The sequence below is a fragment of the Luteipulveratus halotolerans genome, assembly GCF_001247745.1.
Classification (GTDB): Bacteria; Actinomycetota; Actinomycetes; order Actinomycetales; family Dermatophilaceae; genus Luteipulveratus; species Luteipulveratus halotolerans.
The window spans coordinates 4,085,776-4,110,919 of record NZ_LAIR01000002.1; the positions used below are offsets into that span (position 1 = coordinate 4,085,776).

Sequence of the window (25,144 nt, forward strand, 5' to 3'; positions counted from 1 at the left end):
GACATCGACGTCGTCGACGACCTGGTCGATGTCGGGTGGTCGTTCGCGGAGGCCGACGACCACGACGAGGTGCTACCGGCTCTCGAGGCGCAGGCTGACGGCGGCTGGGTCGCACCGGCACTGGCCGAGCGGCTGCTCTACAAGTACATGGACGACGACGACGTCTCCGGCTATCTGGCGATCCTCGCGACCGTGGGTGTCTATCACCCCGTGCCGATCACCGGCGCCCACTCCGACCCGGACCGCCGACAGCTGATCATCGGCGAGGCCGACGGCTCACGGGTGATGTCGGTGTTCACCCTCGACGTGCTGCCGCGCCCGCACCCGAAGGTCGTCTACGAGTTCGCCGACCTGCGCGATCTGCTGCGGATCGTCGACGACGTCGACGTCCTGCTGGTCAACCCGGGGACTCCGTGCAGCAAGGCCCTGCCGCTCGGCAAGAAGATGAAGCGGCTGATCCGCCGGATGCACGACAAGTACTGGGAGGACGGGTATTTCGTCGGTCGCGTCCGCACGCGCGAGAGCAACGCGACCGAGCCCGGCGCCCTCCTCCACGGCCTGGCCTGTGGCGCACAGCTGTGCACGACCAACGGCTACACCTGGAACACCACCGACCACCACGGCAACGGCTACAGCTCCGAGGTCGCGCTGCTCGAGAAGTGGTGGGGCGTCAGGACACGCGAGGACTGGCAGCGGATCATGCGCGACCTCCTCGACCTCAACGTCGGCACGTCGTCGTGGGACGACGTGCTCCAGACGCGCAACCTGCTGGTCAAGCAGTTCGGCGGGCCGGTCGACGGCGCGCAGTGGTGCCAGTACGACGAGTCGGCGCTCCGTCAGTACGCCGCCCGGTCCGGTGCCCCCTCTGCTCCCGGTGCGAACGACGGTCTCGACCGGGCGCTCGCGGCCCGCCGTGAGCTGATCCTGATGGTGGTGCACTGTGAGGCACGCCTACGCGAGGACAGCGTGCTCGGTGACGGCGAGTATGTCCGTACGACGGCCGCCTGGGACCTGGGTCGCGCCTCCGCCATGGCCCGCTGGGGCCGCAGCACCCGCTTCTGCACCCAGGCCGAGATGTTCGAGGCCCTCCGCGAGCTCAGCGAGGAGGCTCGGCGACGCTACACCTCGTGGGAGGAGTTCGACATCGCCTACCTGCTCGGGCGCTGCATTCAGTTCGACGGGGACTTCTCGCGGGAGTGGTACGCCGAGGCGCGCGACAACCACGAGCGGCTCCTCAGCAATGACCAGAGCCCCTGGGTGACCGTCCCGTTCCGCTGACCGGTGATCGGCGGGGACGAGAACCCTGCCGATTGACCAGCGGTCCCCATGCTGTGACGAGATCCCCGACATCCGACGGGGTTCTCGTCACAGCGGACGGGGTGCGGTGCGCAGGGTCCGGGCGTACGACTTCCGTCGTACGGCGACCTCGCGACACCGGGGGAGTTGAGTCGCCCGCTCAGGTGAGGCGGTCGGCGTACGACCTCGGCAGCGTGCCCGTCATGACAACTCAGCCCGCATCGCCGCTCATGGTCCGCCTCGCCCACCTCAGTGCGCTCAGCCCGGTGCTCTGCTCGTTGTGGCGGCTGCCCCTGATGTTCGGCATCTCGATGGGGCTCGGCGACACGATGATGGACGACATGATGAGCCACCCCTTCTGGGCGCGGGCGGCCTATCTGATCGGTCTGGGCCTGCTGACTGACGGGCTGGCGTTCCTGGCGCTCGGCCTCGTGCGGCCCTGGGGGGAGGTGTTCCCCCACTGGATGCCGTTCATCGGCCGGCGGCGGGTGCCGCTGTGGTTCGCCGTGCCGCCGGCCGTGGCTGGTGGTCTGGGCGCGACGTGGTTCGGGTGGACGATGGCGTTCGGGCTGCCTGCCAACGTCGACAGCTGGGACGGCTGGGCTGTGTTGATGTGCAGCTGTTACGCGCCGCTCGTGCTGTGGGGCCCGACGCTCCTGATCGTCACGGTCGACTACGTCCGGCGACGTCGTACGACGGTGCGCCACCAGCGCATCGCCCAGCTCGTGGCGTAGTGGTTCAGCCCGCGGCGTAGCCGACCAGTCGGTCGGCGAGTTCCTCCGGCTGGCTCAGGGCGAGCGCGTGCCCTCCCGGCATCGTATCGATCTCGTGCATTCCCAACCGTTCTCGCGCCAGGCGACGCTGAAGCTCCAGCGGGAAGAACCTGTCGTCGACACCTTGCAGCACGTGCGTCGGGAGGTCCGGCCACCGGTCGAGCGGCCAGGGCTGGTTCCAGATCGTCTCGAGGTCGGCGTCGTGCCGCTCCGACGAGAAGGCCGCCTCGGTGATGTGGTCGGGTACGTCGTGGAAGAAGTCGCGACGCACGTCGAACTCCGGGGGCCGACCGTGTGCGACGGCGTGAGCCGTGCGCGCTTCGTCGTGGCCGGTGGCCTGCCACCAGTCGCCGGCGGTCTCGCCGGGGCTGGGGATCATCGGGTTCAGCAGCACGAGGGCGCGCGCGTCGACACGGTCGCACACCAGCGGTCCGGTGAACGCGCCGAGCGACTGCGCGACGACCACGACCTCGTCGCGATCTTCACAGGCGGCGACGGCAGCATCGGCGTACGCGCCCAGATCCGCGGTGGGTTCTGGCGGCAGCGCGACCGCGACGGCGGAGTGGCCGCGGCGGTCGAGCGCAGGCACGAGCAGGTGCCACAGCCAGGTCGTGCCGTCGGCGCCCGGGATGAGCAGGAATGTCGTCATGCCGTCCCAACGTAGGTCGCCCACCGGGCGAGGGCATCTCCGATCCTGCTGTGCTCGAGGCGACACGCTCCGCGGGCTGCACCGCCGTCGTACGGTGGCGGTATGGCGCACCCACGGCGGTACGACGACGGTGACCAGTTCCTGGCGCGTGTGCGCGAGCTGGCTCTCGCCCTGCCCGGAGCCAAGGAGAAGGAGTCGCACGGACATCCGGCGTTCTACACGACGAAGGTGTTCGCGTACTACGGCGCCAGCCTCAAGGGGTCGCACTACGCGACGGTCTATGACCAGTCGGTGGTGGTGATGCCGGACGCTGACGAACGCCTCGCGCTGCTCGAGGACGAACGGTTCTTCGAGCCGGCTTACCTCGGCCCCTCCGGCTGGATCGGGATGAACCTCCTTGCAGCAGAGCCCGATTGGGTCGAGGTCGGCGAGCTGCTCGACATGTCCTACCGCAACACCGCACCCAAGAAGCTGATCGCCGAGCTCGACGCCCGCAGCACCGCGGGCTGAGTCAGCGGCGCGGGCGGCCGCGCAAGATTCGGGTTCTCGACGAAGCTGCCCCGCTCGTTGACGAGACTCCCGTCATCCGTCGGATGTCTCGTCAATCAGTGGGGGGATCTCAAACAGCTGCAGCACCACTCAGTGGGACTCACGCAGCCGCGGCAACGTCCGCCGGGCGGCGGGCGACCCACAGCCCCATGAGCGCGCCGCCGACCGGGATCTCCATCAGGAACACGAAACCGCGGTAGAGCAGGATCGCCGCAGCCGCCCCTGCGGCCGGAGCACCGAGCGCGACGAGTACGCCGGCCATGCCGACCTCGACGAAGCCGGCAGCGCCCGGTGTGATCACGAACAGCGTCAGCACGTTCTGGACGGCGAACGCCGCGAACACCACGGCCGGGCTCACGTGCAGGCCGACTACCCACAGGCAGGTCCACAACAGCACGGCCTGCAGCGCGGCGTACGCGACCTTGCCGACCGTGAGTCGACCCCAGCCCTGAGCGACGAGTTCCGCTGTGTCGCAACGCATCTCGACGGCCCGGTGCTGCCAGGTGACAGAGTCGGACGGGCGGCGTATGACGCGGGCGGCTCGGGCGACGACCCGCGCCAGGCCGCGAGCGACGCGGTCGCTCAGGAAGAGGGCCGCGACGCCGATCACCATGAGTACCAACGCAATCACGCTGATGATGGCCACGGTGCCGAGCGCGTCGTTGTGCAGCGTCGTGGTCGACAGCCAGGTGATCGCGATGACCGGTAGCGCGAGCTTGACCAGGGTGTCCCAGACGTTGGTGACCAGCGCCCACCGCGCGAACGCCACCGGCCCGAAGCCCCACGAGCGGGCCATCGAGTAGTTCGCGACCGTGCCCGCGGCGCCGCCCAGTGGCAGCAGGTTCGAGACGAAGCTGCCGGTGATGTTGAGCAGGAACGACCGGCGGTGCGACAGCCCGGGCATCGCGGCCGACAGTGCCAGCGTGTGCACGGCGAGCCCGAGCAGCCAGAGCGCGGCGAGCAGGCCGAGCTGCCACGGCTGCACCGCCGTGACGGTCTCGCCGATCTGCGACCACGAGGCGCCCACCGCCCGCGGCAGCGCCCACACGATGAGCACGCCGGTCAGGCCGACGCCGAGCAGTGCCTTGAGCGCGACCGACCAGCGCGAGCGGCGGCGTACCTGCTCCTCGGATCGGGCCGCAGCCAGCCGAGTGCGCATGTCGCGCGGGTTCGCGGGCTCCCCAACCCGCGCGACATGCGCACTCGGCGAGGAGGTCGGCGCGGTGGCGGGGCGGGTGAGCACGGGACTGGCCATGGCAGCGATGGTGCGGGCGACCGGCGTACGCCGTCGTCACCCAGCCGGACGAACCTCGTCGCGGCACGTCACCCCTGAGTACTAGTCCGTTGCCAGACCGACTAGGAACTGGCACTATCCAACTAGGAAGTTCCGGTATCCAGTCCAAGGGGAACCTGATGTCTGATGAGTCCCGGATCCTCGCGGGGATCCTGCTGCTGTCCCTGGTCACCGTCGAGACGGGCGGGCTCTACCTGCTCAAGATCGTGCGCGGCAAGGCGCCGGTGACACCGTTCCAGGAGAAGTTCGCGCGGGCCGGTCACGCGCACGCGGCCGTGCTGCTGCTCCTGGCCCTGATCTGCCAGCCGTACGTCGACGCCACCGACCAGAGCGGCGCGCTCGAGTGGTTCTCCCGCTCGGGCGTGGCGGTGGCGGCCCTGCTGATGCCCGGCGGGTTTTTCTTCTCGTCGATGGGCGCAGGGCGGGAGAAGCCCAACGGGTTGATCGCGATGGTGTTCGCCGGGGCGGCTCTGCTCGCGGTGAGCCTGATCAGCCTCGGCGTCGGCCTGCTGACGGCGTAAGCGCCACTCTCAAGGCGAACTGTGACTTCACGAGTGCGCATAGCAGCCCTTGGAGTCACATTTCGCCCGGTGGAGTGGGCGTTGGGGGCCGAGCCGGAGCCGGAGCGGGCGCAGGTCAGGCGGCGTCGGGGGCGGCGAGGGCGTACGCCGGTGCCTGGGTCGGGCGTACGGGCGTGGCCGGGTGCTCGGACCCGGTCAGGTCGGCCCGCCGGGTCCGTGCGGCGTCGGCGAGGTAGCGGCCGCGGACCATCCACCACACCAGGGCCGTCCCGCCCACGGGGATCTCCAGGGCGAAGGTGAAGCCGCGGTAGAGCAGGATGCCGGCAGCGGCCTCGGCCGGGTTCATGCCGAGCGCGACGAGAACGCCCGCCATGCCGACCTCGACGACCCCGGCGGCGCCGGGCGTGATGGGCGCGAGGCTGAGGACCTGCTGCACGGCGTACGCCCCGAACACCACGGCCGGGTTGACGTCGGCGCCGACGGCGGCGAGGCAGCCTCCGAGCAGCGCGGTCTGCAGGGCGACGTAGAGCGTCTTGCTGACGGTCAGGCGGATCCAGGCGGACGAGACCAGGGAGGCCGTGTCGTAGCGGATCTCACCGCCGCGGCGAGCCCACGCGGCCGGGTCGACGTCGCGACGGAACCGGCCGACCACGCGACCGAGGCGGTGGCCGGTGCTGTGGGCGATGCGGTCGCTGCGCAGCAGCGCGGTCGCGCCGACGACGACCCCGACGAGCAGGGCCATGCTCCACAGCGCGATCCACGACAGGGAACCCGGGCCGCTCGCCGTCACGCCGAGCCACGACACGGCGATCACGGGCAGGCCGAGCTTGAACAGCGTGTCCCACAGGTTGGTGACCATCGCGTAGCGCGCGAAGTCGAAGCTAGTGAACCCCCAGCGCCGGATCATGGCGAAGTTGACGGCCGTCCCCGCCGCGCCGCCGAGGGGCAGCGTGTTGGCGACCGCGGCGCCGGTCTGGCTGACGAGCAGCGACTGGCGGTGACGCAGGCCGGGCATGGCCGCGGCGAGCATGATCGTGTGCGATGCGATGCCGAGCGCCCACAGCGCGGCGAGCGCGACGAGCTGCCAGCTCGAGATGCCGGCGAGCATCGAGCCGATCTGCGGCCAGGACACCCCGACCGTGCGCGGCAGCCCCCAGATCAGGGCACCGGCGGTCAGGCCGAGGCCCACCACGGCCTTGACGGTGGCGAGGACGCGGCAGCGGAGCACGCTCTGGCCGGAGGGACAGGCGTGCGCGGTCGGCTCGGGGGAGGAGCTGATCGGCATGACCTGCACCGTGCCATGACTTCCCGTGCACACTCGACGCACGGCGCGTGAACGCCGGGCGACATCACTGCCCGGCGCGCGACTTGGTGGTACGCACGGGGTCGGCCGAGCGGCGTACGCCACGGGATGCCGCGCTCGGCGGAAACTTATGACCGCGATCACACCCGCGCGACAACGGGCAGGAAACTGCCAGCCTGTTCACACCCTCAGTGCGTCCACATCGTGGACTTCCGTCTCAGACCGTGATGGTGAGCCCCTCGTCGGCCAGCAGCACGTCGCCTCCGAACTCCGCAGCAGCGTCCTGCCGGCTGCGCTCGCGGTGGTTGCCCGGCCAGAAGTGGGTCAGCACCAGCCGCCGGGCTCCGGCCCGCGCGGCGAGCGCACCCGCCTGCGCCGCCGTCAGGTTGTACGCCGGTGTGCCGGGCGGCGGCCCGGGCACGCCTTGTCGTTGGTGCCGGTCGGTCGCGTCGACCACGAACACGTCGACGTCGCGACCGAGCTCGACCACGGCCTCGATCGGACCGGTGTCGCCCGTGACCGCGACCGTCGCACCGCCCGCCTCGATGCGCACGCCCACGTTGTCGACGTAATGCGGCAACCGGTGCAACGCCAGGTCGAACCCACCGACCGTGGCCGCGTCCGGCGTACCGAGCCAGTCGAAGACGTGCGCGCACGACCGGTGCGCGCCGTCCTCGGACTCGCGCAGTCGTACGACGACCGCCTCCGGGCACAGCAGCGGGACCGCCGGCAGGTCGCGGCCGGCGTACCAGCGGGCGCGCATCAGCGCGGGCAGGTCCCCGGTGTGGTCGGGGTGGTCGTGCGTGACGACCACGGCCGCGAGGGGTGCGGCCGTCGGCGACCGCAGGTGCGTGAGCAGCCGGGGGAGCGTGCCCCAGCCGAGGTCGACCGCGATCGCCGCGCCGTCGTACTCGACCACCACCCCCGAGCAGGCCCGTCCCGGCTCGGGCCAGGCGCCGCAGCTGCCGAGCGTGGTGATCGTCACGGGTGTCATGGCACCCAGGTTGTCCCGGGTCACCGCGTCGCGCACCGTTCTGCTGAGGGAGTCGCCTCCCCCGGGCGAGCGGATGCGGATCGGCGGGTATCCCGATTTCTAGCGACATTCCTAGAACGGATCGATCAGCGTGCGCCGATCGGTGCCGACGCGTTGTTACAGTCCTCCGGTGCTTCTTGACCACACGGCCCTGAGCGAGACTCTCGGCGTCCCGGTGCCCGAGTCCGTGGAGTCCGTGTGCGCCGTCACTCACGACTCGCGCGACGTCGTCCCCGGAGGCGCGTTCGTCGCGATCCCCGGCTTCCTCGCCGACGGCGTCGACTTCGTCCCCCAGGCGATGGAGCGCGGCGCGGTCCTCGTCGTCGCCGAGCGCGAGGTGCCCGGTGCGCCGACCGTCGTCGTCCCCGACGCCCGCGTGGCTCTCGCCCGGCTCGCCGTCGAGGTGACCGGTCGCCCGTCCGAGAAGCTCACGGTCTACGGCATCACCGGCACCAACGGCAAGACCACCAGCTCCTACGTCCTGCACGCGATCCTGTCCGCGGCGCACGGCACCGAGCACACCGGTCTGATGACCACCGCCGAGATCGTCGTCGGCAAGGACCGCGAGGTCGCGGTTCGTACGACGGGTGAGGCTCCCGTCGTCCAGGGCAACCTCGCGCGCATGGTCGACGCCGGCGTCAGCCACGTCGTGCTCGAGACCTCCTCGCACGGCATCCACCTCCACCGCGTGCTCGGAACCCGTTACGCCGCAGCGCTGTTCACCAACCTGACGCGCGACCACATCGACCTGCACGGCACGATGGAGGACTACTACCTCACCAAGCGTCGCCTGTTCGAGTGGACCGACGGGCCCAAGCTCGCCAACATCGACGACGGCTACGGCCGACGCATCGCCGACGAGATCCCCGGCACGCTGACGTTCGGCCTGGCCGAGGGTGCCGACTACCGCATCGTCGCCGAGCGCGTCGAGGGCGGCGGCACGGCGTTCGAGCTGCACACACCGGACGGCGTCCTCGAGCTGCGTACGCCGCTGCTGGGTGACTACAACGTCCACAACGTCGCGGGCGCCTCGGCGATCGCGCTCGAGATGGGCATGGACCGCGACACGCTCGTGCGCGCGGTCGAGCAGATGGGGCAGGTGCCGGGGCGGTTCGAGCGCGTGCCGGCGGCGATGGAGCACGGCCTGGAGGTCGTCGTCGACTACGCCCACACCGATATCGGCCTGGAGGCCGTGCTCGACGTCGCCCGCGACGTGGCCGCCACCCGCAACGCCGGGTCGCGTGTCATCTGCGTCTACGGCGCGGCCGGCGACCGCGACAAGGCCAAACGGCCGTTGATGGGACAGGTCGCCTCACGCCTGGCCGATGTCGCGATCATCACCACCGACGACGCCTACTCCGAGGACCCGCAGGCCATCGCCGACGAGGTCGCCACGGGCGCCGACCTGTCGCGTACGACGATCGTGCTCGACCGCCGCAAGGCCATCGAGCAGGCGCTCGGCCAGGCCCACGCCGGCGACGTCGTCGTGGTGGCGGGCAAGGGGCACGAGCGGGTCCAGCACCTGCCGACCGGTGACGTCGACTTCCACGACGCCACCGTCGTCACCGAGATCCTCGGCACCCGCGTCTCCGCCTGAGCTCCTTACCCTTCAGCTAAAACTGTCTGTCCGGCACTCCATGCACTGCCGAACAGACAGCTTTGCGGTCACCCGAGGGGTTTGACCAGCAGCTCGAACTCCAGGTCGTCCCGCTGCGGAATCCCGAACCTCTCGTCGCCGTACGGGAACGGTGACATCTGGCCGGTACGCCGGTAGCCGCGCCGCTCGTACCAGCCGATCAGGTCCTCGCGCTGCCGGATCACGGTCATGCGCATCTCGGCGACGTCCCACTCGGCCTGCGCGAACCGCTCGGCCTCGGCGATGACCTGCTTGCCGAGCCCGCTGCCCTGCTCGCGCGGGCTGACGGCGAACATCCCGAAGTAGGCGTGGTCGCCGCGGTGCTCCAGCTGGCAGCAGGCCACGAGGTCATCGTCGCGCTCGACGACGACGAGCCGACTCGCGTCGCCGTCGATCACGGCCCGTACGCCCTCGGGGTCGGTGCGCTGACCTTCGAGCAGGTCGGCCTCGGTGGTCCAGCCCGCCCGGCTCGCATCGCCCCGGTACGCCGACTCGATCAGGCCCACGAGTGCGGGTACGTCGTCGTGGGTGGCGGACCGGAACGTGAGGGCAGTCATGAGCACATCCTCGCCCGTCGTGGAACGTGCCAGACCGCCGGTCGAGCAGGGCGAACGCAGTGATGCCCGTACCGAGACCCGGAACCCGGTCTCGATACGGCTCGCCCCGTGGGGCTCGCCTACTCGACCAGCGGTGGTGGGCGACTCAGGTGGTGGGGGCGGTGTCGCGCTCGACCCAGCTGCGGTCCGGCGTACGGTCACCGGCCGGCTCCAGCGACGACAGCTCGGCCAGCGCCTCGGCAGGGACCTGCAGGGTGGCGGCGGCGACGTTCTCCTCCAGGTAGGTCCGGCGCTTGGTGCCGGGGATCGGCACGACGTCCTCACCCTGCGCGAGCAGCCAGGCGAGCGCCACCTGCCCGGCGGTGGCGCCGAGACCGGAGGCGATCTCACCGATGCGCCCGACCAGCGCGAGGTTGGCGTCGAGGTTGTCGCCCTGCCAGCGCGGCAGCGTCGACCGGAAGTCGCCGTCGCCGGGCGCGCTCGCGGCGGCCGAACCCGTGAGCATGCCTCGGCCCAGCGGCGAGTACGCCACGAGCGCGGTGCCGAGCTCGCGCGCGGCCGGGACGACCGCCCGTTCGATGTCGCGGCTGAAGATCGACCACTCCGTCTGCACGGCTGCGATCGGGTGGACCGCGCTCGCGCGACGCAACGTGTCGGCGGACGCCTCGGACAGCCCGATCTGGCGGATCTTGCCGGCGTCGACCATCTGCGCCATCGCGCCGACGGTCTCCTCGATCGGCACCTGCGGGTCCGGGCGGTGCAGGTAGTACAGGTCGATCGTCTCCACCCCGAGGCGGGACAGCGAGGCGTCGACGGCCGTGCGGGCGTACGCCGCGGAGCCGTCCACCTGGCCGTTGGGCATCGACGTCTCGGGGTCGGTGAGGATGCCGAACTTGGTGGCCAGGACGATCTCGTCGCGGCGGGTCTTGAGCACCTCGGACAGCAGCTGCTCGTTGTGGCCGTTGCCGTACATGTCGGCGGTGTCGAGCAGGTTGACGCCGAGGTCGAGCGCGCGGTGGAGGGTGGCGATCGACTCGTCGCGGTCGGCGGTGCCGTACGCGAACGACATGCCCATGCAGCCGAGGCCGAGGGCGGACACGTCGAGGTCGGCGATGCGGCGACGGGGGAGCGGTGCACTCATGGTGGTACTCCTTCGGGTACAGGCGAAATGTGACTTCACGAGTGCGCATAGCAGCCCTTGAAGTCACATTTCGCCCGGGAAGTGAGGGTTGGGCGGGCGAAGGTGGGCAGCGGGTACGACGGGTAGCGGCTCAGCTGCCGCACGCACCGCCGTAGGTCGTGATCTTGTGGTCGGTGACGGCGAGCGACACCTGCAGCTCTTCGATCTGGCGGGCGATCTGCGCCCGGTGCGCCTGCATCAGCGCGAGGCGTTCGGGCACGGTCGACTCGCCCTGCTCGGCCAGCTCGATGTAGCGGGTCAGGTCGCGAATCGACATACCGGACAAGCGCATTCGCGTGAGGAACACGATGCGTCGTACGGCCTCGGTGTCGTACTTGCGGTGGCCGGACGGTGCGCGCGGCACCGACACCAGACCGATGCGTTCGTAGTAGCGCAGGGTGTGCGGGCTGAGGTCGAGCAGGGCGGCGACCTCGGCGACCGTCATCGAGTGGGCGATCTCGCCGCCGTCGAGCAGAGCGTTGATCTGATCGATGTCGATGGGCTCGTCACCGACGCGGGTCGCGAGCGCCCGGTCGAGGATCGTCGAGGTGGTCATGTCTTCGACCGTAGAAGTTGGACCACGCTCTAAGGCAAGGCCTCAGCGAAAGTATTTCTGGACGACGCTCGCCGACACCTCGTCGACCGAGCCGTGCTGCCAGGTCGGGGTGCGGTCCTTGTCGACCAGCTGGGCACGCACGCCCTCGACGAAGTCGCCGTCCGCGACCAGGTGGCCGGCGATGACGAGGTCCTGGTCGAGCACCTCACGCACCGAACCCAGCCGGGCCGCGCGGCGCAGCGCCTCCAGGGTCACCGCGACCGACAGCGGCGAGCGCGTCGCGAGCAGCGTGCCGGCCTCGCGTGCTGCCGGGTCGTCGTGCGACTGCAGGCGGTGCAGGATCGCGGCCGGGTCGTCACCGGCGTAGCACTCGTCGATCCACGAACGCGCAGCCGCGAGACCGCTCGCGGGCGGGTTGTCGCCGAGGTGCGTGGGCAGCGGGTCGCCGGCCGACAGGCGTTCGCGCAGGCTCACCCAGTCGACGCTCGCGATCTGCGCGTCCGACAGACCGGCGGCGATGGCGTCGCGCCCGGCGACCGTCGTACCGGTCAGGGCCAGGTGCGTGCCGATCTCGCCGGGTGCGCGGGAGAGCAGGTAGGTCGCGCCCACGTCGGGGAAGAAGCCGATGCCGGTCTCGGGCATCGCGACCTTGGAGCGCTCGGTGACCAGCCGCAGGTCGGCGTACGCCGAGACGCCGACGCCCCCGCCTATGACCACACCGTCCTGGTAGGCGACGACGGGCTTGGGGTACGCAGCGAGGGCGGCGTTCATGGCGTACTCGGCACGGAAGAACGCGGTGCGGTCGCCGCCGTCGAGCCAGGTGCGGCGTACGGCGACGACGTCACCTCCGGCGCACAGGCCGCGGTCTCCGGCGCCCTCGATCGAGACGGTCCGCACGGTCTCGTCGCCGGACCAGGCGCGCAGGGCGGCGCTGACGGCCTCGACCATCGGCTGCGTGAGCGCGTTGATGGCCCGCGGACGGTCGAGCACGATGCGGCCGAGTGCGCCGTCCTGCTCGATGCGGATCTCGTCTGTGGTGAACGTTCGGGTGGCAGGCACGGCCGACCACGATAGGCGGCGCGTTGCCTAAGGTGGCGACGTGGGCCGGACTCTCAGTGGGCGCGCACCCGCGGTCGTCGCGCACCGCGGGTCGAGCGCGGCCGAGCCCGAGCACACCCTGACCGCCTATCGTCGCGCGATCGACGAGGGGGCCGACGCGGTCGAGTGCGACATCCGGCTGACCGCCGACGACGAGCTCGTGTGCGTGCACGACCGGCGCGTCGACCGCGTCAGCGACGGTCGTGGCGTGGTCGCCGACCTCACGCTCGCCGAGCTGCTCGAGCTCGACTTCGGGGTGCTGCGCGGGCGCGGCTCGACGGTCCTGGTGCTGCGTGATCTGCTGCAGCTGCTGCTCGACGCGCCGCGCCGGGTCGACATCGCGATCGAGACCAAGCACCCCGACAAGTACGGCGGCCGGCTGGAGTCGCGGCTCGCGGCTCTGCTCGACGAGATGGGCCTCGCCTCGCCCGAGCCCGTGCAGCCCCACGTGCGGATGATGTCGTTCTCGGTGCTGGCCGTACGCCGGTTCGGCCGCCTCTGCCCAGGCCTGCCGCGGGTGCTGCTGTCGGAGCTGGGGCTGGTGCCGTCCGTACGCGCCGGCCGGCTGCCCGACAACATCCCGGTGCTCGGCATCAGCACGTCGCTGCTGCGGCGCGACCCGCAGATCGTGGCCCGTCATCACGCGCGTGGGCACCAGGTGCACGTCTACACGGTCGACCGCGACGACGACCTGGACCGCTGCCTCGACCTCGGCGTCGACGCGATCATCACCAACCGGCCCGCGTGGGTGCGTTCGGTCGTCGACGCCCTCTGACTGCTGACGAGACGACCCGCCGACTGCGAGACGACCCGCTGATCTGCGGGTCGTCTCGCAGAGAGCGGGTCGTTTCGTCAGGGGGTGGGCGCCGCCGGGGCGGTTTCGGAGCGCAGCGCTCGCAGGATGTCCAGCTCGCAGTCGAGGTGGCGGCGCTCGGCCTCGATCCGGTCGATCTCGGCGCGCAGCCGCTCGTCGAGCTCACCGGTGCGCTCGTCGGGTGAGGCCTCCAGGCACGGCAGCACCTCACCGATCGTGGCGCTGCTCAGCCCCGCCGCGAACAGGTGCTGGATGAGCACGACCCGCTCGTGCATGGCGGGTTCGAAGTCGCGCCAGCCGGCCGGCGTACGCGTCGACCGGATCAGGCCGAGCGACTCGTAGTAGCGCAGCGAACGGGCACTGACGCCTGTGCTCTCCGCGAGCTCGCCGATGCGCATGAGGCCTCCCGGATCGCTTGCACCTGACATCAGTGTCAAGGCCGACGGTGGTGCCGAACATTCCGCCACCACCGGAAAGGGCTCGTCATGGAATGGCTCCACCTCGGCATCGCCGTGGTCTTCGAGATCGCGGTCGCCGTCAGCGCCGGCAAGGCCGCCGGCTTCACCCATCGCGGCTGGACGGCTGCCACACTCGTGAGCGGCGCGATCGGCACGTACTTCCTCAGCCTGGCGCTGCGGACGTTCGACGTCGGTGTCGGGTACGCGATCTGGACGTCGGTCTCGGGCGTCGGCATCGTCGTCCTCGGCGCACTCGTGCTCGGGCAGCACATCGACCGGCGTCGCGCGATCGGCATCGCCGCGGTCGTCGGCGGTGTCGTCGGCCTGCAGCTCACCGGAGGTGCGGCATGAACGCCTGGCTCACCCTGCTGCTCGCCGGCGTCTTCGAGGTCGGCTACGCGCTCTCGGTCGGCGGCAGCGACGGTTTCACCGAGCTCCCGTGGTCGGTCGTCGCCGTCGTGTTCTTCCTGCTCACGCTGTACGCCCTGAGCGTCGCCCTCAAGCGCATCGACGTCGGCATCGGGTACGCCGTGTGGGCGGGCATCGGCGCGGTCGGCGCGGCACTACTCAGCCCGGTGTTCTTCGACGACACGCTCACCGTCGTACGCGGCTTCTGGCTGGCGGTCATCATCGGCGGCGTGGTCTGGCTCAAGCTCGCCGACCGCCCCGCTTGAGGCCGACGAAACGACCCGCTCTTTGCGAGACGACCCGCCGATCCGCGGGTCGTCCCGCAAGGAGCGGGTCGTCTCGCGTCGGTCAGGACGAGCTGTCGAGGACGCGGGCCAGGCGGTCCAGGGAGACCAGTGCCTCGCGGCGTACGCCGACCGGCACAATCGCGGCGCGACCGGGCACCCGTACGCCGCCCGTGAGAGCCACCCGGGTGCCGCCGCCCGGCTCGGGGGCGGCCGCCATCGCGACGAGGAGCAGCCGGCTCTGCAGCCAGCAGTAGCCCGGGCGCACGACACCGTGGAGGCGGGCGCGCATGCCGTAGTGGCTGCGGGCGAGCAGCGTGACGGTCTCCTGGTCACGCGCCTCGACGCGTACCTGACGCATGTCGGGCTGCACGAGGGTGAAGCCGTGCTCGAAGTCGGCGAGCACCGCCCACACGTCGTCGACGCTCGCGTCGAGGACACGCTCGGTGACGTCGGCGCCGCTCACTCCAGCGGCCAACGCACGCAGGCGCTGCACCGAGTTCGTCTGTGCCACAGGCCAGTTCGTCATGCGGTCCACTCCGTCCTGAACCGGCGACGTGCGCGGTGCAGTCGTGACTTGATCGTGCCTTCGGGGAGAGCGAGCAGCTGGGCGGTCGTCGCCTCGTCGACGCCTTCGAGGTCGCGCAGGACCAGGACGGCGCGATGCTCGGGGGAGAGTCGTTCGAGCACGTCGCGGACGTCGGCTGCCAGCGTCGGGTCGCCGGGGGGCGGGGACCTGCGCGAGCAGCTTGTCCGAGGGGCCGCGGCGACGCGCGTCGCGGCGAGCGTGGCGGACGGCCTCGCGCACCGCGATAGCGCGCGTCCAGCCGATCAGCGCCACCGGATCGCGCAACGTCGGCAGGGCCCGCATCACCGCGATGAGTGCGTCCTGCGCGGCGTCAGCGCCGCTGTCGAGGGCGATCGGGACGCAGACGTTTCGTGGGTCGGCCCTGATGCGCGAGCGCGGCTGGCACGGCTGGACCCGGATGGAACGCGTCCGCTGACGCTGCGCAGGGTCAGAGCGCGGGGATGGTGCGGTTGATGCGGAACATGTTGTCCGCGTCGTAGTGACTCTTGGCCGCCCGCAGCCGCTGGAAGGCCTCGGGCGTGAACGCCGACTCGATCTCCTCAGGGGTGCCCGCGTCGGCGAGGAACATCGGGTTGACCGCGCCGATGCCCCACGGCGCCATGGCCGTGTGCAGCTCGTCCTGGGCGGCGTACGCCGTCGCCGCGTCGATCCCCACGAGCGGCGTGCCCGTGTAGAGGCTGAACGTGCCGTCGCGTCGGCCGACCGCGGCCCGGCCGTCGGGGTCGTCCGACAGCGCACCGCCGAGGTGGCGGACCTCGGCGAGGTAGCGGTCGTCGCCGTCACTGCCCACCCGCGCCACGAGCGCCTCGACCGCGTCGTCGTCGAGCTCGCCGAGCAGGCTGTTCCTGCCCGCGAAGACCGTCGGCGTCGTCGGCTCGTGGTGGATGGTGGCGACGTCGGCGTAGCGCATCGGGCCGATGGCGCCCATCACCGCCGGGCCGCCCGCGGCCTGCACGGCGTCGACGAAGCCCGTCGCCGGCGTACCGAGCGAGAGGAAGCGCACCTGCACCGTGCGCTGACCGCGGATCGGCTCGGGGATGAACGGCTGGTCGGGCATCTGCATCGACGCGATCGAGGTCGCGACGTCAGCGGGGCAGTCACGCACCCAGTCGAAGTACGCGCGTACGACGGCGTCCGCGCTGGCACCGGTGAACGCCAGGCTGCCGCCGATGATCTCGTCGACCTCGACGAGATCGACCTCGACGGAGGTCACGACGCCGAAGTTGCCGCGGGCTCCAAGCAGGGCCCAGAACAGCTCGGCCTCCGACTCCGGCGTCACGGTGCGCAGCCGGGCATCGGCGGTGACCACGTCGATCGAGCGGACGCGGTCCGCGGCGTACCCGTACATCCGCCCGAGCATCGGCATGCCACCGCCGAGCAGGTAGCCGATGAATCCGGTCGCGCCGGTCGAGCCGCCGAGCGGAGCGAGCCCGTGCGGCGCCGCCGCGGCGAGCACGTCCGAGCCTCGGGCACCCGCCGAGACGCGAGCGGTCCGGGCATCGGCGTCGACCTCGACCTCGCGCATGCGGTGGGTCGTGATGAGTACGCCGTCCGCAGCCACCGTGGGGCCGTGACCCGTCGCCTGGACGCCGACGGACAGACCCTCGCGACCGGCGTACTCGACCGCGGTGACGATGTCCTGCGCCGACATCGCGCAGACGACGAGCCGGGGCGCGTGGGTCACGATGCCGTTGTATCCGGCGATCTCCTCGGCGAATCCGTCGTCGTCGGGACGGAGCACGGGGCAGTCGGTCTTGGGGAGCTGGGTCGCAGTCATGGGCGGCCTTTCGTCGAGTCGGTCGTGCCGTGGCTGTGGGTGGATCTACTGGTCTGACGGAGGCCACGGCCACGGTGTGACGAGAGGTCGCGAGGTGGCTGGGATAGCAGGAAGGGCGATCCTGGTGTGATCGGCGGACGATTGAAGTGCTTGCTGCAGTTTGCGATGATCGCCGCTGGCCACCTGTCGACGACAGATCAGGATCCCCCCGTATGACGACGCAGACCAAGAAGAAGCAGATGGACGCACGCGTACGCACAGTTCGACTCGCCTGGACGCTGGAGTCCGTGCCCGAGATCCGGCGGGTCCTGGTCGAAGACCTGTCCGACGGCTCGGTCCCGGACGAGATCGTCCACGAGGCCGAGACGGTCGTGTGCGAGCTCGTCTCCAACGCCGTCCGCCACGCCAAGCCGCTGCCCGACGGCAGCGTCCGCGTGCACTGGAAGGTGCGCGCACCGCGCGTCGAGCTCGAGGTGACCGACGGCGGCGGCGAGGGCATCCCCGCCCCCAAGCCGCCTGCCACCTGGGCGCCCGCCGGCCGTGGCCTGCGCATCGTCCGCAGCATGGCCCACGAGTGGGGCGTCAGCGAAGAACGCCAGGGCCGCACCGTCTGGGCTGCCCTCGGTGGCCCCTCGCGTCGCCGCGCCTGACCTCAGCACTTTCTCGAACGCCGACCGGCACCGTCCCCCACGGCCGGTCGGCGTTCGCATGTCCGCGGCGGCGAGCTCGTCCACCGCTGGTTGAGCCGGGCGAGCCCCACCGGGGCGAGCCCGTGTCGAAACCGGGTGGGCTGCGGGGAGACTCGTCGCTCGCGGCTGCGGTGGTTTCGACACGGACCTCCGCTTGCGCTCCGGTCCGGCTCAACCGGCGAGGCGGCTAGGGTCGCCCGGGTGAACCTGCCGCGCCGCCCTCGCGCCTTCGGCGCTGCGGCCGGCGTGGTCGCGTTCGTCTGGTTCACCGTGCTGGCCCTGGCGCGCTGGAACGAAGGCCGCGCGACGTCGTACGACCTGGGCATCTTCAGCCAGTCGGCCCAGGCGTGGAGCCGCGGCCACCTGCCCCGCTCGTTCATCCGCGGCGACCACACGCTGCTGGCCGACCACTTCAGCCCGGCGACCGCGGTGTTCGGGGCGGCCTGGCGGGTGTGGCCCGACCCGCGCGTGCTGCTGCTCACCCAGGCCCTGTGCCTCGCGGTCGGCGTCGCGGTCATGGTCGGTACGACGGCCGCACGCCTCGGTCCACGCGCGGGCGTGCTCGTCGCCCTCGTCGGCTGCGCTGGTAAGCCGCTCGTCGCGGGCGACCTGTTCGACGTGCACGAGGTGGCGCTCGGCGTGCCGGTCGTCGCCGTCCTCTGCCGGGCGCTGCTCGACCGCCGTTGGCGCACGGCCGTCATCGCGGGCCTCGCGCTCGTGCTGGTCAAGGAGGACCTCGGCCTGACCGTCGGCATGGCCGGCATCGTGTGGTGGTGGCGCTCCGACCGGTCCGGCCGTGAGATGCGAAAAGGCCTGGTGCTGTGCGTGATCGGAGCGCTCGGCCTGCTCACGGCCATGCTCGTGATCGGCCACTTCAACCCGAGCGGCCACACGTCGTACCTCGACTACTTCACCGGCGGCAGCGGCGGCGACCTGGCGGCGCACTCGGAGCCGCCCGTGCACCAGCTCGCTCTCGACCGCCGCGTCGTCCCGTTGTTCATGCTGACCGTGAGCACGTTCGTGATCGGCTGGCGCTCGTCGATCCTGTGGCTCGCGCTGCCGACGCTGGCGTGGCGGATGGTGTCGTCCAACGCGTCGTACTGGTCCTCCGACAACCACTACGACCTGGTGCTGTGGCCGATCGCGGTCGCCGCGGCGGTCGACGCCTGGCCGCGCTGGCGGGAGAGGCGACCACTCGCGTACGGGCTCGTCGCCGTCAGCGCCGTCATCAGCGTGGTCGCGAGCATCGGGTTCGTCGCCGACCGCGGCGTCAACCCGGCGCACGCGCTGACCCGCGCCGAGCGGCTGGACCGCCTCGACGAGCTGATGCGCAGCGTGCCCGCCGGCGATCGCGTCGCCGCGCAGAACAGCCTCGGCCCCTACCTCATCCCGCGGTACGACGTCACGATGCTCGGCGTCGACCGGCCCGAACGCGTGCGCTGGGCCGTGCTCGTCGACGACGACCGCCGCGAGTTCCAGGCGCAGCCGTGCGAGCGGTCGACGTACCTCGAGGATCTCGCGCAGCACCCGGACTGGCTGGTGCGGCGCCAGGGCGACCTGGTGCTGGTGCGGTTGCCGACCGAGCAGCCGTCCGGCCTGCGGGCGTGTGCGCCGCAAAGATAGGCTCACCCCCCATGGGGAAGGCTTCACGGCGCAAGGCGCAGGACAAGAAGGCACCACGCGATCCGAGCACGCTGCCGGCGCCGTTCGTCGCACGACCGTTCGAGGGGCTGCCCTCCGAGACCGACTGGGTCGCGCTGCGCGAGATCGTACCGGCCGCGACCGCGACGATCCGCTACACGCACGACGGCGAGTCGGCGCAGGCCACCGTCGCGACCGTGCTGCCGATGGCGTGGCCGGGCCTGCACCGCGACGGCGGCGAGCGCATGATCGCCCTGCAGTCCGGTGCCACCAGCGGTGACGCCAGCCGCGACCTCGCCCAGGCCCTGATCTCGGTCGCCCAGCTGCCCGAGGGGCAGGCGCTCACGACGGTGCCGCGTACGACGGCGGGCACCCCGCGTCTGCAGGACCTCCTCGACGCCGACCAGACCTTCGACGTCGAGCTGCACGAGGGCTTCGACTTCTGGGTGGCCGGTGCCGACCTCGACGCCGACGGGCGCGAGTCGCTCGAGCGCGCCAACGAGGCCGCCGCCCCGACGAAGCGCCTGACCGCAGCCGCGTCCGCGTACTGGTGCCGCATCGGTGACCGCACGTTCGTGCGCTGGGTACTGCCGCACCACGAGGACAAGGCCACCGACGCCCTCGCCCGTCTGCACGCCTCCGACCGCAGCCGTCTCGGCGACGGCCGGCTGCTCGGCGCGTTCCGCGCGTCCGGGCTGCTCGTGCCCGTCTGGGAGATCGACCCGGCCACCGAGCCCGAGGCGCTCGACGAGCCGCTGGCCGCGCTCTCGGGTGCGCTCGACGAGGTGCTCGCCTCCACCGACGCGCTGACGGCCGACGAGCGCCGCGCTCGCAACGGCATCGTCAGCCGTCAGGTCACGCTGCGCTGATGCCTGGCACGTTCGTCGCGATCATCCCGGCCAAGGACGAAGCCGACCGGGTGATCTCGACGATCCGTGCGGTCCAGACCATCGCCGGAGTCGACACCGTCGTGGTCGTCGACGACGGATCCCGTGACGCCACAGGCGATCTCGCGCGCGGGGCCGGCGCCACCGTCGTACGCCACGACACCAACCGGGGCAAGGCCGCCGCCATGACGTCCGGTGCTGCGGCTGCTGCTGCCGCCGGTCTCGGCGAGCTGCCGCTGCTGTTCGTCGACGCCGACCTCGAAGGCTCGGCTGCCGCGCTCGGCGTGCTCGTCGGGCCGGTCGTCGCCGGCGAGGCCGACTTGACCATCGCGGTGCTGCCCCCTCAGAAGGTCGCGGGCGGTGGCCATGGGTTCGTGGTTCGGTTGGCACGCAACGGAATTCGCAGCCTCACGGGGTTCGAGGCACAGCAGCCGCTGTCCGGTATGCGCTGCCTCAGCCGGTCGGCGTACGACGCCGCGCAGCCCTTCGCCCGCGGCTGGGGTGTCGAGACGGGCATGACCGTCGACGTACTGCGTGCCGGGCTGACGGTGCGCGAGGTGCCGTGCGAGCTGCACCACCGCGTCACCGGGTCCGACTGGCGCGGCCAGGTGCACCGGGCCGAGCAGTACCGCGACGTGTGGATAGCCCTCGCCCGGAGGCGGCTCAAGGGGCGACTGACGCGATGATCACGGCGATCGAGCGACTCCGGATCCCGTTGCTGCTGCTGGCTTTCGGGCTGCTGTTCCTGGTGGCGGGTGCTGATCCGTCGGCCGCGAAGCCGCCCCTCGGCACCTCCGGCTGGGCCCCCGGTGACCTCGGTCTGACCCTCGGCTCGAAGGCCGTCACGATCCTGCTGTTCATCGCCTACGGCTCAGGTGCGCTCGCCGTCCTGATCGGGCTGCTGCGACCCCGGCTCAAGCACCGCTGGGTCGTGTGGGTCGTGATCCTCGCCGCGCTGATGCTGTGGACCGCGCCGATGGGCAGCGGCGACCACACCAACTACGCCGCGTACGGCCGCATCGCGATCCAGGGCGGCGACCCCTACGTCCAGTCGCCGCACGACTGGCACGGCGGCCTGGACCCGATCACGGCGTCCGTGCAGCCGCCGTGGCAGGAGACGCCCAGCATCTACGGCCCGTTCGCGACCGCCCTGATGGCGGTGTCGTCGTGGATCGGCGGCGACAACCTGCGACAGACCGTGTGGGTGTGGCAGATCTTTATCATCGCCGCGTGGCTCGCGATGCGGTTCGTGCTGCTGCGGCTGGCCGTCGGCGATCGCGCCCAGGGCCGCGTCGACGTGCTGTGGACGTTCAACCCTGTGCTGTTCGGCGTGCTCGTGCTCGGCGCCCACGTCGACGTCATCGCGGGCGTGTTCGCTTGTGCCGCACTGCTGCTCGCGCGCCGAGAGCCCTTCTACGCCGGCCTGTGCGTCGGTGCCGCGATCAGCACGAAGGTGACCTATGGCGTGGTCGCGCTCGGCATCGTGTGGGCGTGGCGCGCGGCCGTGCTCAGACACCCGACGTGGGTCGGTCGCGACGCGCCGCGCACGCTCGGCGAGCGGCTGCGGTGGCTCGTGCGCCCGATCAGCTCGGCCGTCGGCGCCCGGCGCAGCGTGCTGCGGCTGATCGGCGGTGCGCTCCTGGTGATCGCGCCCTGCTACGTCGTCGCCGGCCCCAACGTGCTGCACCAGCTCGGCGCCGCGGGCGGGTCGTTCTCGTACGCCACGCCCGCTGCCCCGCTGTGGCGTGGCCTGCGGCACGTCCTGCCCGAGTGGGCGGTCACGACGGTCGTGTTCACGCTCGCGATCGCCGGCATGATCGCGCTCGCCTGGGTGCTGCAGCGCGTGATCGCTCGCCTCGACCTCGGCCGCCGTATCCCCGACGCCACCACCCGCCAGGCGGTCACGACCACGTGGGCGCTGTCGACGGCGTACGTCCTGTGCGCGCCCTACTCCCTGCCCTGGTACGACACGCTCACGTGGGCTCTGCTGCCGCTGCTGGTCGAGCTCGCCTGGGACTCGGTGCTGGTCTTCCGCTACGTGTTCATGGCGCTGGCGTACGTCCCGGGTCGAGTGCTCGAGCTGAGTCCGGGCGTCAAGGACTGGACGCTCGGCTTCCGTCAGAACGTCGCGCCGTGGGCGGGCTGGATCTCGTTGATCGCGCTGGTGCTGCTGGCGTTGCGCGTACGCCGACCGCGCCGGCCGGCCGCGTCCGGCGCCACCCGACTGCGCCGCCTCACGCGTTCGTAGCCGTCGAGCCCGTCGCGCACCCTTTGAGGAAGCGTGAGGTGGTGCGCACGCTTCCTCACAGGGTGGGGTGGGGCCGCAAACGGGTCAGCCGGCGCCGAGGCCCGCGGCGAAGTCGTCGATCGCGTCCACGGCCTTGCGGTGAGCGGCCATCGACGCCCGCCAGTCGTCGTCGATCTCAAGGCCGTGGTCGGCGCGCGGGATCTCGACGACGCGCCCGGCGAGAGGCTGGTCGAGCCGCCACAGCCGATCAGCGGTGCCGCCGATGAGCAGCGACGGCGCGGCGTACGACGTCAACGCCTCGGCCACCTCCCACTCGGGCAGCAGCGGGGTGAGCCACACGCCCGGCAGCCGGCGGGCGGACGCCCACGGTGCCGCCCAGGTGCCGAGTGACTTGGCGACGACCAGCGTGGTGTCCGCGGTCGGCGCTTCGTCGGCGGCGCGCTCGGCGGCGTACTCGACCAGCTCGCGTGCCTCGGTGATGCCGATGCCGGACGCGTCCCAGTCGACGACCTGCACGTGCCAGCCCGCGTCGTACAGCGCTCGGCAGGTCCAGTGCAGCAGCGGTCGCGCCACGGGGTAGCCACTGCCGGGCAGCACGATCACGCGGCGCGCGACGTGCTCAGGCACCTCGGCGCGCGGGTCCCAGCTGCCGGTGCGGACGCGGTCGGCGTACGACGTCATGGCCACAAGAGTGCCCGGCCGCGGCGCCCCCTTGCACGAAAACTGTCTGTCCGGCACTCCATGCACTGCCGGACAGACAGATTTCGTGCGGAGGGGGTCAGGCGTCGGCGGGGTGAGCGCTCTCGTCGGCGGGCCGGTCGAGCACCGTCGTCCCGGCCGCGAGCGCGAGCAGCAGCGGGAACGCGAGCTGCGCACCGGTCGCGGGTACGCCGACGCCGGAGTCGTTGAGCAGGAACGCCACTGCCCAGCACGCCAGCACGGCGCCGACGGTCTCGCGCAGCAGCGGCGTCTCGTGCCAGAACGGCGTCAGCGGTCGACCGACCCCCGAGCTCGGTCGGAGCACCGCCCAGATCGCGACGACGAGTACGACGGGGACGAGGAATCCGCCGGGCGAGCTGATGAGCAGCTCCCAGTTCTGGGACAGCTTGCTGCCGACGACGCCGAACCCGTCGCCGTCGATGACCTGCTGCACGAACCGGCCGAGGTGCGTACGCGACGACGCCGGCCGCAACCAGTCGGCCACCGCGAGGCCGGCGGCGACCACGACGACCACGCCCACGATGAGCAGGGCGCGACGCCAGGTGATGCGTACGCTGAGCGCGAGGCAGGCGAGCAGGGCCGTGCCGACGACGAGCGCGGGCGGCCCGCCGAAGTCGGCGCCCCACGACGGCCAGCCGTCGACCACGACGGCCGCAACGCCGAGGAGGGCGATCGTCGCCGCGCCCAGTCGGCGGTCCGTCTCGTCGGCGTCGTCCCACCACACGAGTCGCGCGGCGAGCAGGCCTGCGAGCAGCAGCACCGCCGTCGAGAAGACACCGAACCCGGCGTTGCCCATGCCGTAGTAGCGCCCGCCGTACAACGGCTGCAGACCCTGGATCGCGAGCAGCTGCAACCGACTTCCGGTGACGAGGTCGAGCGCGATGACAGCCGCCGTGATCGCCGACACGACCACGACCGGGCCTGCCGGCCACTGTCGCCACGGTCCGAGCAGCGCCACGAGGGTGACCGCACCGGCCAGCGCCAGTACGCCCAGCGCGAACCACAGCAGCACGGGTCCGCCTGCCCACCACGGGACGAGCGAGACGAGGTACGTCGCGACCGGGATCGCCCCGAGGAACGTCGCGACCGACCGCAACCACGGCGGCGTACGCCGGTCGCGGCGCCACGCGAGGTAGGCGGCCACGAGCGCACCGACGTACAGAACGGCGATGCCGACGAAGTAGGGGATGAGCGCGCGGTTGGACTGGTCGACCGCGCGCGTGAGGTCGCGGTTGCCGTTGACGAGCGATGCGACGGGTGCGGTCGAGGGGATGACCGACAGCTCCTGCCCGGCGACGCCCTCGGGGGTGAGGTCGAACCGGGCGAGCGCGGTCGCGGTGATGTCGACGGCCTGGGCAAAACCCTCCTGGTGCGTCGACGGCGACCAGACGGTGCCTCGCGCGACCCGCGGGCCGACCATCGTCAGCGCACGCATGCCGGGCTGGTCGGCACGGCCGTCGGACAGGCCGGTGATGACGACGGTGGCGTTGGTGGGGACCTGCTCCAGCGTCGTGGCGAGAGCGGCGTCGGCGTCGGGGCGGGCGCTGCCGTCGGCGCGGGCCAGGTCGACGAACGTCACCGCGCACGCGGACAGGTCGGCGCCGGTCGAGGACGGCCAGTAGCGCGCCACGCGCCCCGATCCGTCGGCTGCCGCGAGCGCTGCGCCGGGGCCGACGGCGCCGACGCACTGCTTCTTCGTCGCGAGCTGGTCGGCGACGAGCCCGATCGACGAGGAGGACCGCAGGTCATCGTTCGTACGACGCCACGCAGCCCAGCCGGCGAACGTCGCTCCCTGACCGCTCACCCGCGGCTGTGGCGTCGGCCCGCAGCCGACCTTCGCGCCGTTGCCCGCGCCCAGGGAGAGCCAGGCGTCCGGCGTACAGGTCGGTGTCGTCGTCGCGCGCGGCGAGATCGCACCCGTGGCCGCGACGTCGAGCAGCGGCCACTGCGACGGGTTGTCGGCGGCCGACATGTCGGACCACGTCTGGCCGGGGATGCCGATGACGACGAGCGGCCCGGGCTGGCTGATCGGGATCCGCTCCTCCGGCGCCGTCAGCCGGGCCAGCGCGAGCCCGACCAGCACGAACGACGCCAGGCTCACCAACGCGACAACGACCCACCGGCGAACCATGCGCCACAGGGTAGGGGGCGCGACCTGAGCGCGCTCTGTACGCCCGGCGCGCC

The 25,144-nt window shown here is 71.6% G+C and carries 27 protein-coding genes; 13 read left to right on the forward strand and 14 right to left on the reverse strand.

Annotated elements, in window-relative coordinates; genetic code table 11:
• The first annotated feature begins 69 nt into the window (after window positions 1–69).
• The gene (locus VV01_RS20510; protein ID WP_082221130.1) at window positions 70–1,278 is read left to right on the forward strand and encodes a DUF1266 domain-containing protein; all 1,209 of its coding nucleotides are present in this window, start codon (window positions 70–72) and stop codon (window positions 1,276–1,278) included.
• A 221-nt stretch (window positions 1,279–1,499) separates the two neighbouring features.
• Window positions 1,500–2,030, forward strand: a complete 531-nt coding sequence (locus VV01_RS20515) for a hypothetical protein (protein WP_071606611.1) — start codon at window positions 1,500–1,502, stop codon at window positions 2,028–2,030.
• A 4-nt stretch (window positions 2,031–2,034) separates the two neighbouring features.
• Here VV01_RS20515 and VV01_RS20520 read toward each other — a convergent pair whose 3' ends face one another.
• Window positions 2,035–2,718: an alpha/beta fold hydrolase gene (locus VV01_RS20520; RefSeq protein WP_050672064.1), complete on the reverse strand. Its 684-nt coding sequence runs from the start codon at window positions 2,716–2,718 to the stop codon at window positions 2,035–2,037.
• A gap of 102 nt (window positions 2,719–2,820) precedes the next feature.
• On the opposite strand from VV01_RS20520, the gene VV01_RS20525 reads away from it, so the two are divergent.
• Window positions 2,821–3,228: an MmcQ/YjbR family DNA-binding protein gene (locus VV01_RS20525; protein WP_050671519.1), complete on the forward strand. Its 408-nt coding sequence runs from the start codon at window positions 2,821–2,823 to the stop codon at window positions 3,226–3,228.
• 139 nt (window positions 3,229–3,367) lie between these two features.
• On the opposite strand, the gene VV01_RS20530 is transcribed toward VV01_RS20525, so the two are convergent.
• Window positions 3,368–4,522 (reverse strand): lysylphosphatidylglycerol synthase transmembrane domain-containing protein, encoded by a 1,155-nt coding sequence (locus tag VV01_RS20530; RefSeq protein WP_082221131.1) that lies wholly within the window; start codon window positions 4,520–4,522, stop codon window positions 3,368–3,370.
• A gap of 158 nt (window positions 4,523–4,680) precedes the next feature.
• On the opposite strand from VV01_RS20530, the gene VV01_RS20535 reads away from it, so the two are divergent.
• The gene (locus VV01_RS20535; RefSeq protein ID WP_050671521.1) at window positions 4,681–5,082 is read left to right on the forward strand and encodes a hypothetical protein; all 402 of its coding nucleotides are present in this window, start codon (window positions 4,681–4,683) and stop codon (window positions 5,080–5,082) included.
• Between the two features lie 115 nt (window positions 5,083–5,197).
• Here the strand turns inward: VV01_RS20535 and VV01_RS20540 are convergent, their stop codons facing one another.
• A complete protein-coding gene (locus VV01_RS20540) occupies window positions 5,198–6,367 on the reverse strand; it encodes a lysylphosphatidylglycerol synthase transmembrane domain-containing protein (RefSeq protein ID WP_157509002.1) in 1,170 nt (389 codons plus the stop codon).
• 235 nt (window positions 6,368–6,602) lie between these two features.
• A complete protein-coding gene (locus VV01_RS20545) occupies window positions 6,603–7,379 on the reverse strand; it encodes an MBL fold metallo-hydrolase (protein ID WP_050672065.1) in 777 nt (258 codons plus the stop codon).
• A 169-nt stretch (window positions 7,380–7,548) separates the two neighbouring features.
• On the opposite strand from VV01_RS20545, the gene VV01_RS20550 reads away from it, so the two are divergent.
• Window positions 7,549–9,015: a UDP-N-acetylmuramoyl-L-alanyl-D-glutamate--2,6-diaminopimelate ligase gene (locus VV01_RS20550; RefSeq protein WP_050671523.1), complete on the forward strand. Its 1,467-nt coding sequence runs from the start codon at window positions 7,549–7,551 to the stop codon at window positions 9,013–9,015.
• Window positions 9,016–9,083: 68 nt separating this feature from the next.
• Here the strand turns inward: VV01_RS20550 and VV01_RS20555 are convergent, their stop codons facing one another.
• The 4 genes from VV01_RS20555 to VV01_RS20570 form a co-directional block, all read right to left on the reverse strand.
• A complete protein-coding gene (locus tag VV01_RS20555; RefSeq protein ID WP_050671524.1) occupies window positions 9,084–9,611 on the reverse strand; it encodes a GNAT family N-acetyltransferase in 528 nt (175 codons plus the stop codon).
• 145 nt (window positions 9,612–9,756) lie between these two features.
• Window positions 9,757–10,752: an aldo/keto reductase gene (locus VV01_RS20560; RefSeq protein WP_050671525.1), complete on the reverse strand. Its 996-nt coding sequence runs from the start codon at window positions 10,750–10,752 to the stop codon at window positions 9,757–9,759.
• Window positions 10,753–10,882: 130 nt separating this feature from the next.
• Window positions 10,883–11,347, reverse strand: a complete 465-nt coding sequence (locus VV01_RS20565; RefSeq protein ID WP_050671526.1) for a MerR family transcriptional regulator — start codon at window positions 11,345–11,347, stop codon at window positions 10,883–10,885.
• A gap of 42 nt (window positions 11,348–11,389) precedes the next feature.
• The gene (locus tag VV01_RS20570) at window positions 11,390–12,406 is read right to left on the reverse strand and encodes an enoyl-CoA hydratase/isomerase family protein (RefSeq protein WP_050671527.1); all 1,017 of its coding nucleotides are present in this window, start codon (window positions 12,404–12,406) and stop codon (window positions 11,390–11,392) included.
• Between the two features lie 40 nt (window positions 12,407–12,446).
• Here VV01_RS20570 and VV01_RS20575 point away from each other — a divergent pair, with 40 nt between their 5' ends.
• Window positions 12,447–13,220 carry a glycerophosphodiester phosphodiesterase gene (locus VV01_RS20575; protein WP_050671528.1) on the forward strand — a complete coding sequence of 258 codons (774 nt, stop codon included), beginning with the start codon at window positions 12,447–12,449 and terminating at the stop codon, window positions 13,218–13,220.
• A gap of 77 nt (window positions 13,221–13,297) precedes the next feature.
• Here VV01_RS20575 and VV01_RS20580 read toward each other — a convergent pair whose 3' ends face one another.
• Window positions 13,298–13,657: a MerR family transcriptional regulator gene (locus tag VV01_RS20580; protein ID WP_050671529.1), complete on the reverse strand. Its 360-nt coding sequence runs from the start codon at window positions 13,655–13,657 to the stop codon at window positions 13,298–13,300.
• A gap of 87 nt (window positions 13,658–13,744) precedes the next feature.
• Here VV01_RS20580 and VV01_RS20585 point away from each other — a divergent pair, with 87 nt between their 5' ends.
• Window positions 13,745–14,068, forward strand: coding sequence for a DMT family transporter (locus VV01_RS20585; protein WP_050671530.1), 324 nt, complete (start codon window positions 13,745–13,747; stop codon window positions 14,066–14,068).
• Complete coding sequence (locus VV01_RS20590; protein ID WP_050671531.1) at window positions 14,065–14,391, forward strand: DMT family transporter; 327 nt, start codon at window positions 14,065–14,067, stop codon at window positions 14,389–14,391. The genes VV01_RS20585 and VV01_RS20590 overlap by 4 nt, the downstream gene beginning before the upstream one ends.
• A gap of 82 nt (window positions 14,392–14,473) precedes the next feature.
• Here the strand turns inward: VV01_RS20590 and VV01_RS20595 are convergent, their stop codons facing one another.
• The 3 genes from VV01_RS20595 to VV01_RS20600 all read right to left on the reverse strand — a co-directional run bounded on the left by VV01_RS20595 (window position 14,474) and on the right by VV01_RS20600 (window position 16,775).
• Window positions 14,474–14,938, reverse strand: a complete 465-nt coding sequence (locus VV01_RS20595) for a hypothetical protein (protein WP_050672066.1) — start codon at window positions 14,936–14,938, stop codon at window positions 14,474–14,476.
• On the reverse strand, window positions 14,935–15,099 hold the full coding sequence (locus VV01_RS24100; RefSeq protein ID WP_231635296.1) for a sigma factor-like helix-turn-helix DNA-binding protein: 165 nt from the start codon (window positions 15,097–15,099) through the stop codon (window positions 14,935–14,937). The genes VV01_RS20595 and VV01_RS24100 overlap by 4 nt, the downstream gene beginning before the upstream one ends.
• 326 nt (window positions 15,100–15,425) lie before the next feature.
• Entirely contained in the window at window positions 15,426–16,775 is a 1,350-nt protein-coding gene (locus VV01_RS20600; RefSeq protein ID WP_050671532.1) for an FAD-binding oxidoreductase, read from the reverse strand.
• A 212-nt stretch (window positions 16,776–16,987) separates the two neighbouring features.
• Here VV01_RS20600 and VV01_RS20605 point away from each other — a divergent pair, with 212 nt between their 5' ends.
• The 5 genes from VV01_RS20605 to mptB all read left to right on the forward strand — a co-directional run bounded on the left by VV01_RS20605 (window position 16,988) and on the right by mptB (window position 22,240).
• A complete protein-coding gene (locus tag VV01_RS20605; protein WP_050671533.1) occupies window positions 16,988–17,425 on the forward strand; it encodes an ATP-binding protein in 438 nt (145 codons plus the stop codon).
• Window positions 17,426–17,665: 240 nt separating this feature from the next.
• The gene (locus tag VV01_RS20610; RefSeq protein WP_050671534.1) at window positions 17,666–19,087 is read left to right on the forward strand and encodes a DUF2079 domain-containing protein; all 1,422 of its coding nucleotides are present in this window, start codon (window positions 17,666–17,668) and stop codon (window positions 19,085–19,087) included.
• An 11-nt stretch (window positions 19,088–19,098) separates the two neighbouring features.
• Window positions 19,099–19,974: a DUF5926 family protein gene (locus VV01_RS20615; protein WP_050671535.1), complete on the forward strand. Its 876-nt coding sequence runs from the start codon at window positions 19,099–19,101 to the stop codon at window positions 19,972–19,974.
• A complete protein-coding gene (locus tag VV01_RS20620) occupies window positions 19,974–20,678 on the forward strand; it encodes a glycosyltransferase (protein ID WP_050671536.1) in 705 nt (234 codons plus the stop codon). Before VV01_RS20615 ends, VV01_RS20620 begins: the two co-directional genes overlap by 1 nt.
• Window positions 20,675–22,240: a polyprenol phosphomannose-dependent alpha 1,6 mannosyltransferase MptB gene (gene mptB / locus VV01_RS20625; RefSeq protein WP_050671537.1), complete on the forward strand. Its 1,566-nt coding sequence runs from the start codon at window positions 20,675–20,677 to the stop codon at window positions 22,238–22,240. The genes VV01_RS20620 and mptB overlap by 4 nt, the downstream gene beginning before the upstream one ends.
• Window positions 22,241–22,324: 84 nt before the next feature.
• On the opposite strand, the gene VV01_RS20630 is transcribed toward mptB, so the two are convergent.
• Together VV01_RS20630 and VV01_RS20635 are read right to left on the reverse strand one after the other, a co-directional pair.
• Complete coding sequence (locus VV01_RS20630) at window positions 22,325–22,921, reverse strand: alpha/beta fold hydrolase (protein ID WP_050671538.1); 597 nt, start codon at window positions 22,919–22,921, stop codon at window positions 22,325–22,327.
• A 97-nt stretch (window positions 22,922–23,018) separates the two neighbouring features.
• Window positions 23,019–25,091, reverse strand: coding sequence for a hypothetical protein (locus VV01_RS20635; protein WP_050671539.1), 2,073 nt, complete (start codon window positions 25,089–25,091; stop codon window positions 23,019–23,021).
• Between the last annotated feature and the right edge of the window lie 53 nt (window positions 25,092–25,144).

Coding starts and splice junctions, on each gene's coding strand:
- VV01_RS20515 (WP_071606611.1), top strand. CDS start 1,500: ATGACAACTCAGCCCGCATCGCCGCTCATGGTCCGCCTCGCCCACCTC.
- VV01_RS20520 (WP_050672064.1), bottom strand. CDS start 2,718: ATGACGACATTCCTGCTCATCCCGGGCGCCGACGGCACGACCTGGCTG.
- VV01_RS20525 (WP_050671519.1), top strand. CDS start 2,821: ATGGCGCACCCACGGCGGTACGACGACGGTGACCAGTTCCTGGCGCGT.
- VV01_RS20530 (WP_082221131.1), bottom strand. CDS start 4,522: ATGGCCAGTCCCGTGCTCACCCGCCCCGCCACCGCGCCGACCTCCTCG.
- VV01_RS20535 (WP_050671521.1), top strand. CDS start 4,681: ATGTCTGATGAGTCCCGGATCCTCGCGGGGATCCTGCTGCTGTCCCTG.
- VV01_RS20540 (WP_157509002.1), bottom strand. CDS start 6,367: ATGCCGATCAGCTCCTCCCCCGAGCCGACCGCGCACGCCTGTCCCTCC.
- VV01_RS20545 (WP_050672065.1), bottom strand. CDS start 7,379: ATGACACCCGTGACGATCACCACGCTCGGCAGCTGCGGCGCCTGGCCC.
- VV01_RS20555 (WP_050671524.1), bottom strand. CDS start 9,611: ATGACTGCCCTCACGTTCCGGTCCGCCACCCACGACGACGTACCCGCA.
- VV01_RS20560 (WP_050671525.1), bottom strand. CDS start 10,752: ATGAGTGCACCGCTCCCCCGTCGCCGCATCGCCGACCTCGACGTGTCC.
- VV01_RS20565 (WP_050671526.1), bottom strand. CDS start 11,347: ATGACCACCTCGACGATCCTCGACCGGGCGCTCGCGACCCGCGTCGGT.
- VV01_RS20580 (WP_050671529.1), bottom strand. CDS start 13,657: ATGCGCATCGGCGAGCTCGCGGAGAGCACAGGCGTCAGTGCCCGTTCG.
- VV01_RS20585 (WP_050671530.1), top strand. CDS start 13,745: ATGGAATGGCTCCACCTCGGCATCGCCGTGGTCTTCGAGATCGCGGTC.
- VV01_RS20590 (WP_050671531.1), top strand. CDS start 14,065: ATGAACGCCTGGCTCACCCTGCTGCTCGCCGGCGTCTTCGAGGTCGGC.
- VV01_RS20595 (WP_050672066.1), bottom strand. CDS start 14,938: ATGACGAACTGGCCTGTGGCACAGACGAACTCGGTGCAGCGCCTGCGT.
- VV01_RS20600 (WP_050671532.1), bottom strand. CDS start 16,775: ATGACTGCGACCCAGCTCCCCAAGACCGACTGCCCCGTGCTCCGTCCC.
- VV01_RS20605 (WP_050671533.1), top strand. CDS start 16,988: ATGACGACGCAGACCAAGAAGAAGCAGATGGACGCACGCGTACGCACA.
- VV01_RS20615 (WP_050671535.1), top strand. CDS start 19,099: ATGGGGAAGGCTTCACGGCGCAAGGCGCAGGACAAGAAGGCACCACGC.
- VV01_RS20620 (WP_050671536.1), top strand. CDS start 19,974: ATGCCTGGCACGTTCGTCGCGATCATCCCGGCCAAGGACGAAGCCGAC.
- mptB (WP_050671537.1), top strand. CDS start 20,675: ATGATCACGGCGATCGAGCGACTCCGGATCCCGTTGCTGCTGCTGGCT.
- VV01_RS20630 (WP_050671538.1), bottom strand. CDS start 22,921: ATGACGTCGTACGCCGACCGCGTCCGCACCGGCAGCTGGGACCCGCGC.
- VV01_RS20635 (WP_050671539.1), bottom strand. CDS start 25,091: ATGGTTCGCCGGTGGGTCGTTGTCGCGTTGGTGAGCCTGGCGTCGTTC.